The sequence below is a fragment of the Bacillus sp. FSL K6-2971 genome (assembly GCF_038006405.1).
Taxonomy (GTDB): Bacteria; Bacillota; Bacilli; order Bacillales; family Bacillaceae; genus Bacillus; species Bacillus pumilus.
The window spans coordinates 788,933-807,749 of the sequence record NZ_JBBOVD010000001.1; the positions used below are offsets into that span (position 1 = coordinate 788,933).

Below are 18,817 nucleotides of genomic sequence, written 5' to 3' on the forward strand. Positions count from 1 at the left end.
GAGAAATGCAGCGTATGTCTGATCAAGAGCAATGGACCGAATCTGGACTTGAAATTGCAGTTGTAGGATTAGCAGGTACGTTTCCCGAGGCACCGAATGTGCAAGCGTTTTGGGAAAATGTATCGCAAGGGAAAGAATCCGTTACGTTTTTCACTGATGAAGAATTAAAGGCAGCGGGTGTAGATGAGACGCTGCTAAAACGTTCTGATTATGTCAAGGCAAAGCCATATTTACAGCATGCATCATCATTTGATGCAGACTTTTTTGGCTACTCTCCGCGAGAGGCATCTATTATGGACCCGCAAATTCGATTGATGCATGAATGTACATGGCATGCGCTAGAGGATGCAGGCTATGAGCCTGAGCAATACGAAGGATTAATTGGTCTTTATGCCGGGGCATCTAGCAATCTATCGTGGATGGGGCAGCATATGTCGTCACTTGCGAAGAACGAAGATGTGTTTCAAATCATGCATCTCAATGACCCATCCTTTGCTTCTCGGATTGCCTATAAATTAAATCTAAAAGGTCCAAGCGTATCGGTGCAAACGGCTTGCTCCACATCGCTTGTTGCTATCCATATGGCCTGCCAAGGATTAATCGGCGGTGAATGTGACCTTGCGTTAGCAGGAGGTGTCACACTCCATCAGCCGCAAATCACAGGCTATCAATACCAAGAAGGAATGATTTATTCTCCTGATGGTCATTGCCGTCCGTTTGATGAAAAAGCAAAAGGAACCGTTTTTGGTGAAGGTGCAGGCGTTGTTGCGCTAAAACGTTTAAAAGATGCGATAGAAGATGGAGATTTTATTTATGCTGTCGTAAAAGGATCTGCAACGAACAATGATGGGAGCAATAAAGTCGGTTATACAGCCCCAAGTGTGAGTGGACAGGCAAGTGTCATTGAATCTGCGTTAGAAATGGCTGAGACAGAACCAGAGACGATTTCTTATATCGAAGCACATGGAACGGGTACACCTGTTGGAGATCCGATTGAGATTGAGGCGCTTACCCGTGCTTTTCAAACAGATCAACAAGGTTATTGCCGAATTGGATCAGTCAAAGCCAATATTGGGCATTTAGATGCTGCAAGCGGCGTAGCTGGTTTTATCAAAACAGTCATGATGCTGCATCATCGTCAATTTGCCCCGATGCCGCACTTTGAGAAACCGAATCACCGTATTTCTTTTGATCAAACCCCATTTTATGTTGGGACAGACAAAGAGGAGTGGAAGACATCTCAATTGCCAAGGAGAGCTGGAGTCAGTGCCTTTGGTATAGGGGGAGCAAATGCTCATGTCATCTTAGAAGAGGCACAGCCGAGAAAAGCAAACAGCAAGGCCTCGTCCAAAGAATTAATCGTGTTGTCAGCTAGATCAACGCATGATCTGAGGAACATGACAAAAAACTTAAAGGAATATGTCTCCTCACATCCTGATCTCTCACTTGGTGAAGCAGCTTATACGTTACAAAGTGGAAGAAAGGCTTTCAAATATCGAAAAGCGTTTGTCTGTTCCACGCGGGAAGAGTTATTAGAGGAGCTGCAAGTGCTGAATGAAGAGACAGCAGGCAGAGAAAGTCATCTTTATAAACGGATCAGCATGAAGCTGACAGGGTATCATGAGTCAGGTTTACGTGATTACATCAAGCTGTATGAGAAAGATCCTTCTTTCAAAACAGAAGTGGATCGAATCATAAGCCTCGTCCAATCCGCAGTACCTATCAAAAAAGACGAGCTGTTCCATCCTAAACAAAGCCGTCAATCAGAAGTGGCGATGCTGATCATGACATCCGCTTTTGCCAACATGGTAAGATCACTCGGAATTGAACCAGATGGATGGGTTGGAGAAGGCAGCGGAGTCTGGACAGCTTTATATGCAGCAGGCGGTCTTGAGCTAAAAGATGCGGCATCTATTGTGTACCATCTTCATGATACCGAGACGGTTAATCAAAGGCTGGCTTCCCTGCCTCAGAGGACACTCAAGCGGCCTGTTTACTTGCAGCAAACTGGGGAGCAACAAACCACTTTCGACCCATCGTCTGCAAAGGGTCTTCTTCATATGGATCAGCCTGTAAAATCACCAATGATTGAGCAAGAATCACCAGCTTTGATCATTGACCTTTCAATGAAACAAGGGATTGTAATTGAAAAGGGAGCAGAAAAAACAACCGAACCACTTGATGGAGACATGCTTCAAATCGCAGGTGTTCTTTGGGAAATGGGGGTCGGCTTAGCTTTCCCAATAACAGATGAGAAGAACAGACAGCGTATTCCGCTACCTGGGTACCCATTTCATAAAACTGATTTCTCTGCACAAACAAATACGATGGCAGCCATTGAACCACAAAAGCCGCAGAATGAACAGCGTGTCTTTGCTTCACTCGCTTCTTTACAAAAAGACATTCACGACATTGTGCAAACTCATTTTGGGTTTGATCAAATGGATGATGAATCGCCATTTTTCGAATTTGGTGCGACATCCCTTGATATTTCTCAGCTTGCAGCGAAAATATCTGAGCATGTGGACAAGCAAATTGACACTGTGCAATTGTATCGGTTTGCGACAGTGGCAAGTCTTGCTGAATATTTGTTTGAAGAACAGTCAGAACAGATTCAAACGCCTGCTTCTCGCCCAGTAAAAAACACGTCCCAGGAGCATACGGATATTGCGATTGTCGGAATGGCTGGAAGATTCCCGGGAGCTTCATCGCTAGAAGACTTTTGGCAGCGTCTTGTGAATGGCGAGGAAATGATTCACTTTTTCACAGAAGAAGAGCTCAAGAAAGCAGGGCTGGATGCGTCTGTCTATCAGCATCCAAATTTCATTGGAGCAAAAGGTCGTTTACAAGAGATTGAAGGCTTTGATGCAGACTTCTTCAACTATTCTGCCAGAGAGGCAGAGCTAATGGATCCGCAGTTCAGGCTCTTGCATGAATGTGCTTGGGAAGCGCTGGAGGATGCTGGCTGTGACCCTGATCGAATGGCAGGGAAAATTGGCGTTTATACAGGAACGAGTCCAAACCATGAGTGGCTGACGCGCTTTGCCCATCAAATGGAAGCAACTGAGCAATTCAGCGCCATGCTGTTAAATGATCGTGAGTTCTTTAGTACGCAGCTTTCTTATAAATTGAATTTACACGGGCCTAGTGTGACCATGCAGACAGCTTGTTCGACCTCACTTGTCAATATTGGCATGGCCTGTCAAGCATTATTGAATCAAGAATGTGATGCTGCACTGGCTGGCGGTGTGACGGTTAGTTCTCCAGAAAATATCGGCTACATCTATCAAGATGGGATGATTCAATCAAAAGATGGACATTGCCGACCGTTTGACCAAGAGGCGAGCGGAACCATTTTCGGAGATGGAGCGGGGATTGTTCTGCTAAAACGTTATGAAGATGCAATGAGAGATGGCAACCCGATTCATGCGGTCATCAAAGGGGTTGGTGTGAACAATGATGGCAGCCGAAAAGCTGGTTTTACCGCTCCGAGTGTGGAAGGACAAGCAGAGGTTTTAAAAGAAACGTATGAAAAATCAGGTATCGATCCCGCGTCTATTGGTTATGTAGAAGCTCATGGTACGGGGACAAACATGGGAGATCCAATTGAGGTATCCGCCCTTAGCCAAGTGTTCAAAGGGACAGATCCGCTGACGATTCCGATCGGTTCTGTGAAAAGTAATGTCGGACACTTAAATAGTGCGGCAGGGATTGCAGGTTTGTTTAAAGCCATTTTGGCTCTCCAGCATAAAACGATCCCGCCAACCATTCATTATGAAAAACCCAATCAGGAGATTCCTTTCAAAGATACACCGTTTTATGTGAATCAAAAGGCGTTGTATTGGAAGGAAGCAGATGGTCCGAGAAGAGCGGGAGTTAGCTCTTTCGGTATCGGCGGAACGAATGCCCATATGATCATAGAAGAGGGCATACAGGCGAAGCAAAAGCCAGCTTCTAACCAAAAGCAGCTGCTCGTCTTATCTGCAAAAACAGATACTGCTTTGACGGAAATGACAGAGCGATTAAAGCAGTATGTGATCCACCATCCTCAAGTCCCGCTTGAAGATATTGCTTATACATTACGTTATGGCAGAAAGCAATTTCCATACCGAAAAGCGATCGTACTCGCGTCTGCTGATGAATGGATGCAGCAGAAACAGCTTGAAACAAGTGTGTTTCGAAGCAAAAAATGGCGTAAAGCGACCTTTATGTTTTCGGGTCAAGGCGCTCAGTATGTTGGTATGATGCGCGGATTATATGATGCAGAGCCAGTGTTCAAATGGGAAGTAGATAGATGCTTTAAATATGTAATGGAAACGGAGCAAGTGGATTTAAAGGGCATTGTCTTTTCCGAGGATGAAACGAACGAAGACATCACAAAAACGTCAAATGCTCAGCCGCTTCTCTTTATATTCGAGTATGCATTAGCCAAATTGCTTCAGCATAGCGGTGTTGAGCCAGAATCAATGATTGGACACAGTATCGGCGAGTACGTTGCCGCTTGTTTGTCAGGGGTCTTTTCTCTCGAGTCTGCATTAACACTCGTGATGGCAAGAGGAAGATTGATGCAAGACATGGAAAAAGGCGCGATGCTTAGTGTGCAATTACCCGAGGCGGAGCTCGTCTCAATGATCGATGAATCGCTTTCTGTTGCTGCTGTCAATGCAAAAGACCTTTGTGTCGTTTCTGGAAGAGAAGAGCATATCGCTGCATTTGAAAAGAAACTGCAAGACAAAGGAATTGTCACAAGACAGCTCCATACTTCTCATGCCTTTCATTCCTACATGATGGAGCCGATGCTTGAGGCGTTTCAACAATTCGTAGAGAAAGTAGAATTGCACGAGCCAGCGATTCCGTTTATATCGAATGTGACAGGCACCTGGGCAACAAGCGAAGAGGTGATGACAGCATCTTATTGGACGAACCACTTGCGTGGAACCGTTCGTTTTCATGAAGGTCTATCTCAGCTGTTAACCGATGAAGTACGAGCACTCATTGAAGTTGGACCTGGAAACAGCTTGACGGCATTAGCGAAACGTCATGAAAACAAAGAGTCTCATCATGATGTCCTGAATATGGTGAGGCATACGAGAGAACAAGCGGATGACCATGCATATTTCTTAAAGAGAATAGGAGAGCTATGGGCAGGGGGCTACGAGGTCAAAGCACAGCAACATCCAACTCAAGAGGAACGTCAGCTCGTATCGCTGCCGACCTATCCATTTGAGCGGAAACGATATTGGATTGAAGCAGGAAAGCCCGCGTCTCCACAACTATCCGCTCCTAAGGAAACGAAGAAGAAAGAGATGGAAGAATGGTTCTACCTGCCTTCATGGGAGCAGCAGCCGCTAAAACCAGTTTTCGAAAAAGAAACAGAAGAACAAACGTGGCTCATTTTCAGGGAACAGGATGCTTTTCATGAACTGTTTATTCATTCATTTAAGCAACAAGGTATCAAGGTCATTTCTGTCACAAAGGGTGAAGCTTATCAAGAGCAAGATGAGTCGTTTACGATCAATCCGGCAGAAGGCCAGCACTACCGAAACATGTTAGATTCATTGTCTAATAGAGGCATCAATATTCATCGGATTCTTCATTTATGGGAAGCTGCGAAAGAAGATGACAACTCGAATCGTCAAGCCGCTTTTCAGGCGCACATTGAAAAAGGCTATTACAGCTTAATTTTCTTATCTCAAGCGATTGCTGCCCAAAAAAATATTCGAGAATGCCGTCTGTTTACGATCACTAGCGGAATTCAGCCAGTCACAGGAAATGAGACGATATGTGCAGAGAAAAGTGCAATGCTTGGGCCATGTAAAGTGATTTCACAGGAATACCATCATATCAAATGTTGGAATATCGATGTGGAAGACGTGCCAGAAGTCATGTCTTGGAAGGAACAAGTCCTTGTCGATCTTATTGTGCAGGAAATCATGCAGCCTGGAAAGGACCAGCTTGTGGCGTATCGTCATCGAAAGCGCTGGGTGCAGAGCTACAAGCATTTGCCGCTACAAAAAGAAGATGGACTTCCGAAGATGATCAGGCCAAATGGTGTTTATTTGATCACAGGAGGTTTAGGCGGTATCGGATTTGTTCTATCAAAGATGCTGGCGAAGGAAGGAAATGTACATCTTTATTTAACTGGCAGAACGGCATTGCCACCAAGAAATGAATGGGCGTCATATGTTCAACAAGCAAATGCCGATGAAGCGCAGCGCACGAGAATTGAGAAGGTGCTTGAGCTTGAACGATTAGGTGCAACAGTAGAAGCGGTGCAGGCGAATGCAGGAGATCTTGATCAGATGAAACATGTATTTGATGCCATCCGCAAAAAGCATGGCGGCGTTCATGGTGTATTCCATGCAGCAGGATTACCAGGAAGTACATCCTTCCGTGCAATCAAAGATATCCCTTCTACACTGGCGCAGGGAGAGGATCAATTCCAATCAAAGGTGAAAGGGCTCGATGTGCTAGAGCAGCTGCTGGAACAAGAACAAGCAGACTTTTGTCTTCTCTTTTCTTCCATTAGTGCATTGCTTGGGGGCTTAGGATTCTCTGCTTACTCAGCGGCTAACTTATATATGGATGCATTTGCAGCTAGACTTAATCAACATAGTCAAACCCCGTGGATGTGTGTGAACTGGGATGCTTGGAATTTCTGGGGTGAACTAGAATCCACAATTGGTGAATCGATCAATGAGCTTGCGATTTTACCAGAAGAGGGTGCTGAGCTGTTCCAGTATGTTCTGTCTAGCCGGCAGAATCGACACATGCTCGTGTCCACAGGAAATCTTGATGAACGGATAGATCAATGGCTGTCACTAGAGCCTAAGACCGCAGCGGATGAGGATTCATATGAAGTGTCTAAGCACGAAAGACCAGAGCTGGGCAATCCGTATGTGGCGCCTCGCAATGAAACTGAAAAAGCGATCTGTCAAGTATGGCAGGATTTTATGGGCATGGAACAAGTGGGCATTCACGACAATTTCTTCGATCTCGGCGCAAGCTCGCTGGATATTGTTCAAGTCACCAATCGGTTAAACCAAGCACTTCAAACAAATGAAGCGGTTGTGACGTTGTTTACGTACCCATCTGTTGCAGAGCTTGCGAAATATATCCAGCCTTCTGAGGACTCGAAGGAAGAAACGATGGAAGAAGAACTAGCCGTCGTCACTTCAGGTGATCGTAGAGCTCGTTTTAAACAGCAACGGAATAAAAGATTGAGAGGCGGAATCGAGAATGAATGATACAACGAATCACTATCATGGCGCAGAAATTGCTGTTATCGGTCTTGCAGGTCGTTTTCCAGGGGCCAAAAATGTAGATGAGTACTGGGAGAATCTGAAAAAAGGAAAAGAAACAATCTCCTTTTTTACAGAAGAAGAATTACGGCGTGAAGGTACAGATGAAGCTTTATTAAAAAATCCCCGTTTTGTCAAAGCAAAAGGGATGCTAGATGATGTTGATTTATTTGATGCAGATTTCTTTGACTATACACCAAAGGAAGCGGCCATGATGGACCCGCAGTTTAGACTCTTTCATGAATGTGTGTGGACAGCGCTTGAAGACGCTGGGTACGATCCGTTTGAATATAAAGGGCAAATTGGTCTTTATACAGGTGCAGGGATCAATACAGAATGGGTCATGAGAGCACTTCAAGGGGCGGCTCAAGGTGAGGATTCGAAAACACTAGAAGCTGCCGTTCTGAATATGCGTGATTATTTAGCGACGATGATTTCATATAAATTAAATTTGAAGGGACCGAGTATGGTGGTGCAAACCGCCTGCTCGACCTCGATGGTGTCGATTCATCTAGCCGTTCAGGCTTTATTAAGTGGCGACTGTCATATGGCAGTTGCAGGCGGCGTGTCCATTCGCCTGCCGCAAAAATCAGGTTATCTTTATCAAGAAGGCATGATCCATTCATCTGACGGACATTGCCGCGTCTTTGATAACAAAGCCGATGGAACCGTTTTTGGTGATGGTGCAGGAGCCGTTATTTTAAAAAATTTAGAGGATGCCATTGAAGACGGTGATCACATCTATGCTGTCATTAAAGGATCATCTATTAATAATGACGGAAATAGAAAAGTAGGATATACGGCGCCGAGTACGAAAGGTCAAGTTTCAGCCATTAAGACAGCACTTCGAATGGCTGAGGTGGAACCTGAAACCATTTCGTACATTGAAGCACATGGAACCGGAACAACCCTCGGAGATCCAATCGAAATTGAAGCGCTCAAGCAAGCATTTGATACAGATAAAAAAGGCTTTTGCCGCATTGGTTCTGTCAAATCGAATGTTGGTCATTTGAATGATGCATCAGGTGTCGCGGGCTTTATTAAAACCGTTTTAAGCTTAAAGCATCAAGTGATTCCGCCGACCATTAATTTTGAAACGCCGAATGAAAAAATTGAATTTGACAATTCGCCTTTCGTTGTAAACACAGACTTGACGCCATGGAGCACACAGGAATCTCCTCGCCGGGCGGGTGTAAGCTCATTTGGGATAGGTGGAACAAATGCTCATGTCATTTTAGAAGAAGCACCTGCTACACGTGTTGCCGCTGATAGCCCTGAGGATAGTGAACTTCTTTTATTATCTGCCAAAACACCAGCAGCTCTTGAAAAAATGACGGATCGCCTTGCGGACTATTTACTCCAGCATCAGCAGCAAGTTCGTCTAAGTGACGTTGCCTATACGCTGCAAACAGGGCGCCATCATTTCCCGCATAAACGTGTCATTCTTGGAAATAACACGGCTGACATGTTACAGGCGCTGAATCAAAGGTCAAAAGAGGTGGTCAAGACGGCCAGCTCCCAAACATCGAGCCGTCCAATCGTCTTTCTTTTCCCAGGCCAAGGATCTCAGTATGTAGACATGGGGCGTCAGCTTTATGACAAGTATCCAGTCTTTAAGGAAGCGCTGGATCAATGCTTGAATCAATTCAAACAGCATGTCTCAGTTGACCCATTTAGTATTTTATTCTCTACAGAAGCAAGTGATGATCGTCAGCTGATCAACCAAACAGAATATACGCAGCCGCTTCTGTTTAGTGTGGAATACGCTTTGGCTAAATTGCTGATTCATTTTGGCGTCAAACCGCAGGCACTGATCGGTCACAGTATTGGAGAATACACAGCTGCTGCCGTATCTGGTTTACTATCTGTTGAAGATGCCGTAGATCTTGTGGCTTATCGCGGACAGCTCATTAGCCAGCTTCCAAAAGGCTCTATGCTGAGTGTTCCTTTGAGTGAACAGAACGTGTTGTCATATTTAACAGATGATCTTTCACTTGCAGCAGTAAATGGTCCTGAATTGTGCGTAGTGTCAGGTGAGACCACAGCCATTGATGCACTTGCTGAGAAACTGGAGGCTGCTGGACATGGGTGTAGAAAGCTTCACACCTCTCATGCCTTCCATTCTAAAATGATGGATGACATCCTGCCATCATTTAAAGAAAAGGTAGCCGAGTATCAATTGAATGCGCCGTCTATCCCTTATATTTCTAACGTCACAGGTACGTGGATTGACCATGAAGCAGTGCAAGACCCGGCATATTGGGCTAATCATTTGCGGCAAGCGGTTCGTTTCCGTGATGGAGCGGAGACGTTATTAACGGAGCTTGATCCTATTTTCGTTGAAGTCGGGCCGGGGAATACGTTAAGTGCCTTTATTCGCCCAGCTTCAAAGGAACATCATCAGCAGCCGATTCCATTGATGCGTCATCCAAAAGAAGAGGCAGCCGACGACCGCTACCTGCTGGGAAGATTGGGTGACATCTGGCTTCAAGGGGTGCCGGTTGACTGGACAAAATTGCGAAATCAGACATCAAATCAAAAAGTATCCTTGCCGACCTATCCGTTTGAACGACAACGATATTGGATTGAAAAGGTAGATACATCTGCATTATCTTCATCTTCAGGTGTGCAAATGGTGGTGCCAAAGGATAACAAAGGGCAGGAAATAGAAGAAAACAATCAAGTCCATGCCGCCGCATCGAATGACATTGAGGCAACGTTACAGCGGATGTGGAAAGACATTTTAGGAATTGAAAAGGTGGAAAGAGACGACCATTTCTTTGAGCTTGGCGGACATTCGTTAAATGCCACCGGTCTGATTTCTCAAATTCACAAAGAGTTTGGTGTAGAGCTAACGCTCACAGACATGTTTAACAATCCGACAATTGAAAAGCTCCAAGCATTCATCGAAAAGGCAGAGAAGCATCAATATTTCAAGATTGAACCAGTGGAAAAGAAAGACACGTATCCATTATCTGCTGCTCAAAGACGGACATTCCTCATTCATCAGCGTATTGGTCAAGTGACCTCTTACAACATGCCGATGGCACTGAGATGTAAAGGGGAAATTGACGTCGAGCGCTTTGAGCAGACCTTCAAGCAATTAATTGATCGTCATGAAACCTTGCGAACGACCTTTGAATTAAAAGATGGTGAACCGGTTCAGCGTGTCCATGATGACTTCCAATTTGCTGTTGAATTGACAGAGGCTGATGAAAAAGGATTAGAAGCACAAATCGATGAATTCATTCGTCCATTTGACTTAAAGGCTGCACCATTGATCCGTGTGCGTTTTGTGAAAATCGCTGCACATGATCATCTCTTATTAGTCGATATGCATAATATTGTGGCGGATGGAGCGAGCATGAACATCTTTATTAAAGAATTTACTGAGCTCTATCGAGGGGAAACCTTGCCGGAACTCACTGTTCAATATAAAGATTATGCAGAATGGCAAGATAAATATTTCCGCAGCGAGATGTTTCAAAAGCAGCAGGATTATTGGAAGCAGCAAATTGGCTCAAATGTGCCAACTTTGACAATGCCATATGATTTTGAACGGAAGGAACAATCCTTCTTAGGAAGAGCGATCAAATTCAATATTGAACCGCACATTGTTGAGAAAATTGAACAGCTTGCTGAACAGTATCAGCTGACAAATAACGTCATCTTGTTCCAGCTCTATGGGCTGCTGCTCTCACGTTATGCAGATCAAGAGGAACTAATTGTCGGTTCACTTGTGGCTGGACGGCGTCATGCAGATATCGAGCATACAATTGGCATGTTTACAAACTTCCTACCAATTAAACTAGACATGGAACAAGAAGCAACCTTTACAGAGCAACTGACGCAGACAAAGCAAGTATTGCTGGATGCGTATGACCATCAAGAGTACCCATTTGACCAAATGGTCGAGCATCTGAATCCAAAAACAAGACCGCATCGTAATCCATTCTTTGATACAATGCTCATTTACCATAATGAGTACGATCCGAATATTAAAATCGAAGCCGATGGACTAACATTTGAAACACATGAGTTTGCAAAGGGAATTTCCAAACTCGATATGAAAATGGATGTTGTCAGAGAAGTAACAGGTGAGTTAAAGTGCGTCCTTCAATACAATCTTGCGCTGTTTAAACATGAGACAATGCAAGCGTTCGTCAAGCACTTCGAGCACTTGGTCGAACAGGCTGTTCAAACACCTGATCAACTGCTCAAGGATTTCGATGTGCTTTCAGACGAAGAAGAACAGGCAGCAAAAGAGAAAAGGGAGCGTGCAGAGGAAAAAGCACCGCTCGTACTAACAGTCAGCTCGACATTTACAGCAGATCCAATCGCACCTTACATTCAGTACTGGACCAAACAGTTTGATGTGCAGCTTGATGTTCAATTTGCACCGTATGGGCAGGTATATCAGGAATTACTAAATGAGCGCAGCCTTATCTCACAGAAGAAAAACGGTGCGAACCTTCTGCTCATTCGATTAGAGGATATCACGGGTCCAGCTCATCTTTCACTGGAAGAAAACAAAAAACTGGCTGCAGAGCATACTGAAGAACTTGCAAACGTTCTGAAATCAAAAACGAAACATAACCTATATTTTGTTGGGATTCTGCCGATAAGTGCTGCTCTTAAAGACACGCTGCAAGATGTGGAACAAGAGTGGATTGCTCAATTATCTGAGATAGACGGTGTTCAATTGATCGATTGCCGTCAGCTTGCGCAGCAATATCAGATGGATGACATCTTTGATGCAAAAGGAGAGCAAGCCGCACATCTCCCATTCACTGAAGTCTTTTGTGGAGCCATTGGTACAAAAGTCGCACGCGAGTTCATTGCATGGCAAGGTGCCCCATTTAAGGTAGCGGCCATTGATTGTGATCATACGCTTTGGAGGGGTGTTGTTTCAGAAGACGGTGTGGAAGGTATCGATATTACGCCAGAACATCAAATGCTTCAGCGCTTTTTAAAACAAAAGCAGCAAGAGGGTCTCCTGCTTGTCTTAAGCAGCAGGAATAATGAAGAAGATGTGTGGCGCGTGTTTGAAAACCACCCAGATATGATCTTGCAAAAAGACGATATTGTCGACTGGCGAATCAATTGGGAAAGTAAACCGGCACATCTCAAAGAGATGGCAGATTCACTGAATCTTTCATTATCTCAGTTTATTTTCTTAGACGATGATCCTGCTCAGTGCTTGCGTATGAATGAAGAGCTACCTGAAGTGATGACACTGCTACTACCTGCCAATGAAAAAGCGATCCCATTATTTGCTCAGCATGCTTGGGCATTTGACCGCTATGATGTCACAGAAGAAGATAGAGGGCGAACAACGAGCTACAAGGCTGAAAAAGCTCGTCAAAAAGAGAAAGCTGAGTCTCTGTCAATGGAGCAATTTTTACAAGATTTGAATTTAAACATGAGTGTAACAGAGTGGGGAGAAAAGCACCTTGCCCGCGTGGCGCAAATGAGCAGTCGCATTAACCAATTCCGCTTAAATGCTCAGCGCTTTGATGAACAGCAGCTGAGAGAGCGGATGGAAAATGAGCATGTTAAGGGCTGGATTATCGAGGCAGCGGATCGCTTCAGTCATGAAGGAATTGTAGGGGCGATCTTGGCTCATCATGCAGGCGACACCTTGATCATTGATGCTTGGATGCTAAGCTGCCGTGCTCTAGGGAAAGGGATTGAGCAAAAATGTCTGACATGGCTCGCTAAATATAGCCGTCAGCACCAGCTTTCTTCTATTGAATTCAAGTTTACATCGACTGGACGTAATGAGCTATTCAAGTCATTTATGAAAGAGCACCAGATGCAGGAGATTGAGGAGCAGCAAACATACCGGATACAAGTGAAAGAAATCGGTTCACTGAGCGATCACATTCAGATCGTTGACCACCTGTCACCTCGTCAGCACCTGGCTGAAGAAATAGAGGGTCAAAGGGTGGAGACAGCAAGTCATTCAGCTTCTGAAGGTTACACATGGGAAACGATTCAAACAGATCAAACGCTGCACAGCGGTTATGTAAAAGCCCTTAAGGTACATGATCAAGAAGGTCTGTGTTCATTATTAAAGACGGAACTAACGCAGGATCATGGACTTTACGCACACCCAACCAATGAACGCGAGGCACTGCTTCTTGAGATTTGGTGTGACATTCTTCATGTGGAAAAAGTAGGAATTGACAACGACTTTTTCGATTTAGGAGGAAATTCTTTACTTGCTGTCAAAATGGAAGTAGAGATTGAAAAGAAGGGTTGGTATGTTGATGATTTGAATTTTGCTGAAAAACACACCATTCGAGAATTAGCAAAATATATGAAGAGGGAGAATCAGCATGCATAAAGATGTAAAAGCCATATATGAAGAATCAAAAATTTTAGATGAGGCCACTCATTTATACGGAGTCCAGCGAAGTGACATCCACTTTATCGCAGATGCAGAAAACTATGTGTATGAACTTAAAAAAGACGGAGAGTCTTTCATTTTAAAAATTACCCATACCATCCGCAGATCACCTGATTATATTTTAGGTGAAATGGAATGGCTCCATCACTTAGCGAAGGGCGGACTTTCGGTTGCAAAACCAATTGCTTCATTAAATGGCCGTGATATCGAGCAAGTAGACGATGGGCAAGGCGGTTCATTTTTACTGCGAGTCTATGAAAAAGCACCAGGCCATAAAGTCGAAGAGGCAGACTGGAACGATGAATTATTTTATGCCCTTGGACAGTACACAGGCCGCATGCATAAACTGACAAAAAGCTATCAGCTGTCAGATCCGCGATATAAAAGACAAGAGTGGGATGAAGAGGAGCAGCTTAAATTGCGTAAGTATGTCCCAGCCGATCAGACGCTTGTGTTCGAACAAGCGGATCGGTTGATGGAAAAGCTGGCAAAGCTTCCGAAAAATCAGGATACGTACGGATTGGTTCATGCGGATCTTCATCACGGAAACTTCCACTGGGATCAAGGCAAAATTACGACCTTTGATTTCGATGATATCGGGTACAATTGGTTTATGAATGACATTAGCATTTTGCTATACAATGTGTTGTGGTACCCAGTCATTCCATACGAAGACAAAGCAGCTTTTGCAGGAAACTTTATGAAGCAGTTTCTTAAAGGCTATCGTGAAGAGAATGAGCTTGGGGATGAGTGGCTTGCCTACATTCCTGACTTCCTTCGCTTACGTCACGTGCTAATCTATGGCTTGCTGCATCAAGCATTTGATTTGGCTACCATCGGAGATGAAGAGAAGGCCATGCTCGCTAGCTTCCGCTCCGACATTGAGCAAGCAGCACCGATTACGACGTTTGACTTTACAAAGCTAAGTCAATCTTAAAAATGAAAATCCCCGCCTATGTGATGAGGCGGGGATTGTTTTTTATGGGCGATAGGTGGACGGTGATTCAATGATATGAAACAGGTTCTTTCCTTGCTTTGTATTATCGATCCAGCCTTGAAATGCTGCTTTCCCAGGTCCATATGCATAGACAGGGACATCCTCACCTGTATGAGCAAAGGTTGTCCAGCCTGAGAAAGAACGTTGATCAAAGATGTGTTGAATGCTGAGTTGAATCGTACCGGCCTTCCCTGATTGTGCCGCTTTCTCCACCTGTGAGATTTCCTCTTTTGTGAGCGAGAAATCAATATTGGTGTGAAGAACATCACGTACCGATTGTCCGCCTGCGATTTTCTTTGCCATATACACTGGTGTTTTCTTAGCAGCTAAAATGGGTGCTGGGTCCCATTTATAGCCGGTTTCACTTGTCATGCCGTCTGCACCAAACGAAAAGCCGCCAGTCGCATGATCTGCTGTGATGACAACGAGTGTTTCTTGATCTTTTTTAGCGAATTGAAGAGCCGCTTGGACTGCTTTCTCAAAATCCTCCATCTCACTCATTGCGCCGACCACATCATTTTCATGTCCAGCAGAATCAATGGTACTACCTTCAAGCAGCATGAAAAACCCATGCGAATTGTCTTGATTTAATTGGGCTAATGCTGACTGCGTCATGTCTTTTAAAGTAGGCACATGCTTTGGACGATCGATGGCTCGATCCAGCTCGTCCTCCTGGAATAAGCCGAGCATTTTTGAAGATGATTGGGTAGTTAAATCATCTTTTGACCTTAGTATGGAATACCCGCTCTTCTCAAATTCTTTCACAAGATCACGGTCTTTTCGGTCAAAATATTGCATGCCGCCACCTAGAAGGATATCAACTTTGTGCTCTCCACCTATTTTCTCATCAAAAAAGTGGTCTGCAATTTGTTCTTTGTTTTTTCGGGAGACGTTATGTGTGCCAAAAGCGGCAGGTGTCGCATCGGTGATGTCAGATGAGACAACAAAGGCTGTTTTCATTTGTGCTTCCTTTGCTGCTTCAACGACACTTCTAAGAGGTTCTTTTTCTTGGTTGACGGCGATGGCATCATTGTATGTCTTTTTTCCAGTCGCCATGGCCGTGGCTGCGGCAGCTGAGTCGGTAATATTATCTCGAGGATCATCTGGGTGTGTGGTCTGCATCCCGACTAAATACGGGTCCCAGACGGTTTGTGCTTTTGGAGAACCAAGCTTTTCCTGCTTGAATGTGCGGTAGGCTTTGATCACGGGCATCCCCATTCCATCGCCAATGATAAAAATAACATTTTTTGGTGTTTTCGTTTGTTTCTTGTCTGCTGCATTTGTTGAGACGGGAGTGACATAATGTGAGGTCAATAAAGCAGCGAATACGAGTACCGCTAGAATCCCACTCATAAGAAAAATACGTTTTTTACGATCCATATAGCCCATGAAAAATCCCCTTTTATCATTTATTTCATAATTTGTATTTTATTTGAATGAAGGCAATGGTTCAACCCCTTTTCCCATAAAAAAAGGGATGAGACTTTTGCCTCATCACCTTTTATACCGTATCACACTTGACGCCAACGACGCCTTCTAGATCTTTAATATCAAAATACACATCAGTTGTATAGCGATCTTTATGCACGCGTACGCGTACTTCCATAATCGGATAGTTCTTTTCTGTTAAATCATCAATACGAACAGAATGAATGCGAATGTTGAGGGCTTTCATTTCTTTTAAAATATCCGTCATGCGGTTTCGATCAGAAAGAGACATTCTGATGCGGATTTCTTTTTCCTGTAAGCGAATCGGCCCGATCCGCTGGAAGAGCCACGGTAGAAATTCGACACTAATCAGAATAAAGAAAAGACTGAGGAAGGCTTCTTTATAAAATCCTGCACCTGTAGCAACACCAAGTCCTGCTGCTCCCCAGATCATCGCAGAAGTCGTGAGACCTGAGATGACATCATTGCTTTTTCGCAGAATCACACCTGCTCCAATAAAACCAACACCAGATATAATTTGCGCCGGTAACCTGAGTGGGTCCATTTGAAGCCTAGAGACTCGAGGGAAATTGTAGGCTGCATCAATGCTGATGATGGTTAACACGCAGGAGCTGACAGCAATGACAATACACGTTTTTAAGCCGAGCGGCTTTTTCTTCAGCTCGCGTTCAAGCCCAATAATCAAACCGATTAAGGTGGCCACGGCTAATTTTAAGACTGTATCCCATTCAATTGTCCAAAACATGCGTATCGCTCCTTCACTTCATGTACGTTTCACATCATGTATATGATCTTCTCACAGCCCATATGGCTGCACAACTCTTATTTTATTCAGAATCGGAAGAAAGAAAAGCTTTTTATTTAATTTAAAAAGAGAGTCATCCGCATAAGGCGGACGACCCTTCATGTTCTTTATTTTGTTTCTTCTTCAAGATGATTTTCCATTTTGTTAAATAGCTGTTTTGATGCTTTTGACGGCTTACTTGTCAATAAGCTCACAATAATGGCAGCTAATCCACTTAACGTAAAGCCAGGAATCATTTCATAAATACCTGTTGCATGGTTAAGGCCTGTCGTGATCCATGTGAGAACCACAACCGCACCAACAATCATCCCAACTAGGGCACCATGGTGATTCATTCGTTTCCAGTATAGGCAAAGTAAGATGACTGGACCGAATGAAGAACCAAATCCAGCCCACGCATAACCAACAAGATCAAGAATGGTATCACTTGGGTTAAGTGAAAGACAAAGGGCAATCACAGCGACAACGAGTACAGACATACGGCCAATCATCACAAGCTCTTTATCAGATGCTTTTTTTCTAAAGAACGTTCTGTATAAATCCTCTGTCATCGCACTTGCCGTGACAAGCAGCTGAGACGAAATTGAACTCATAATCGCCGCTAAAATGGCAGAAAGTAAAAATCCAGTGATATATGGATGGAACAGCACCTTAGAAAAGACGATAAAGATGGTTTCAGGGTCAGCAAGGTTCATACCCGTTTCATGAACATAGGCAACACCAACTAAACCGACAGATAGTGAACCAATTACTGAAATAATCATCCAGCTCATTCCGATGCGGCGTGCTGGTTTTAAGTCTTTGACGGACGTAATCGCCATAAAGCGCACGATAATATGCGGTTGTCCAAAGTAACCTAGTCCCCAAGCGAGGAAGGATATAATGCCAATGACGCTCGTTCCTCTAAAAATATCAAGCAATTTAGGGTCAATCTGTTGAATATCTTGGAATGTGGCAACAGGTCCGCCTAATTGTGTAAAGGCAACGATCGGCACGAGCACTAATGCTAAAAACATGATAGCTCCTTGGACAAAGTCCGTTAAGCTCACTGCCAGGAATCCACCAAACAATGTATACAAAATAACAATACTTGACGTCAAAATCAGTCCAAACATGTAGTGTGCACCAAATGCTGACTCAAATAAACGTCCGCCTGATACCATCCCAGACGATGTATACAGCGTAAAGAAAATTAAAATGATGACAGCTGATACAGCTTTTAATAAAGAAGATGACCCTTTGAATCGTTTATCAAAGAAATCAGGAATCGTAATGGCATCATCAGCAATTTCTGTATAAGAACGTAAACGGGGTGCAAGAATGAGATAGTTTAAATAAGCACCGACGATGAGACCAATCGCAAGCCAGGTAGTCGATAAACCTGTTTTATACATTTCACCTGGTACACCCATCAGCATCCAGCCGCTCATATCCGCAGCACCTGCTGAAAGAGCTGTAACGAATGGACCAAGTCCGCGTCCACCAAGCATATAATCATTTAAATCATGTGTTTTCCTGAATGCATACCAACCGATGGCAAGCATCCCGATAAAATAAATAGATAAGGAAATTGTAACTTCAATACTCATTTTGTGTTCTCACCTTTTTCGTATAAATTTGACATCACCTCAATCAAAATATCCAGAAGTGTCAGGGCTAGTTTTTTGATTGAATGCCCTTCTCACTGCTATGGTTACTTAACCTAACAGAGTATTCCCAAGTGATCAACCTTCTTAAACCTCCCTATTTTGAAGAAAAAATGGACAGATCGGTGATACGAATCAGTTTGTATGCGCTTACAAAAATGGATAAAAGTAAAAATTTTCTGAAAACAAAAGGGTGTCTGCATGCTT

The 18,817-nt window shown here is 43.9% G+C and carries 6 protein-coding genes; 3 read left to right on the top strand and 3 right to left on the bottom strand.

The annotated features are described in order from the left end of the window. The first annotated feature begins 14 nt into the window (after window positions 1–14). From MHI33_RS03990 to MHI33_RS04000, 3 genes are read left to right on the top strand one after another with little or no spacing between them, the layout of a single operon-like run. The gene (locus tag MHI33_RS03990) at window positions 15–7,247 is read left to right on the top strand and encodes an SDR family NAD(P)-dependent oxidoreductase (protein WP_340909310.1); all 7,233 of its coding nucleotides are present in this window, start codon (window positions 15–17) and stop codon (window positions 7,245–7,247) included. After that, the gene (locus MHI33_RS03995) at window positions 7,240–13,650 is read left to right on the top strand and encodes an HAD-IIIC family phosphatase (RefSeq protein WP_340909312.1); all 6,411 of its coding nucleotides are present in this window, start codon (window positions 7,240–7,242) and stop codon (window positions 13,648–13,650) included. Before MHI33_RS03990 ends, MHI33_RS03995 begins: the two co-directional genes overlap by 8 nt. Then, window positions 13,643–14,650 (top strand): phosphotransferase enzyme family protein, encoded by a 1,008-nt coding sequence (locus MHI33_RS04000; protein ID WP_044141556.1) that lies wholly within the window; start codon window positions 13,643–13,645, stop codon window positions 14,648–14,650. The genes MHI33_RS03995 and MHI33_RS04000 overlap by 8 nt, the downstream gene beginning before the upstream one ends. 42 nt (window positions 14,651–14,692) lie before the next feature. On the opposite strand, the gene MHI33_RS04005 is transcribed toward MHI33_RS04000, so the two are convergent. From MHI33_RS04005 to putP, 3 genes are all read right to left on the bottom strand, one after another. Beyond that, entirely contained in the window at window positions 14,693–16,099 is a 1,407-nt protein-coding gene (locus MHI33_RS04005; protein ID WP_081277221.1) for an alkaline phosphatase, read from the bottom strand. Between the two features lie 112 nt (window positions 16,100–16,211). After that, complete coding sequence (locus tag MHI33_RS04010) at window positions 16,212–16,904, bottom strand: MgtC/SapB family protein (RefSeq protein ID WP_012009182.1); 693 nt, start codon at window positions 16,902–16,904, stop codon at window positions 16,212–16,214. Window positions 16,905–17,071: 167 nt separating this feature from the next. After that, on the bottom strand, window positions 17,072–18,553 hold the full coding sequence (gene putP / locus MHI33_RS04015; RefSeq protein WP_044141557.1) for a sodium/proline symporter PutP: 1,482 nt from the start codon (window positions 18,551–18,553) through the stop codon (window positions 17,072–17,074). Window positions 18,554–18,817: the final 264 nt, after the last annotated feature.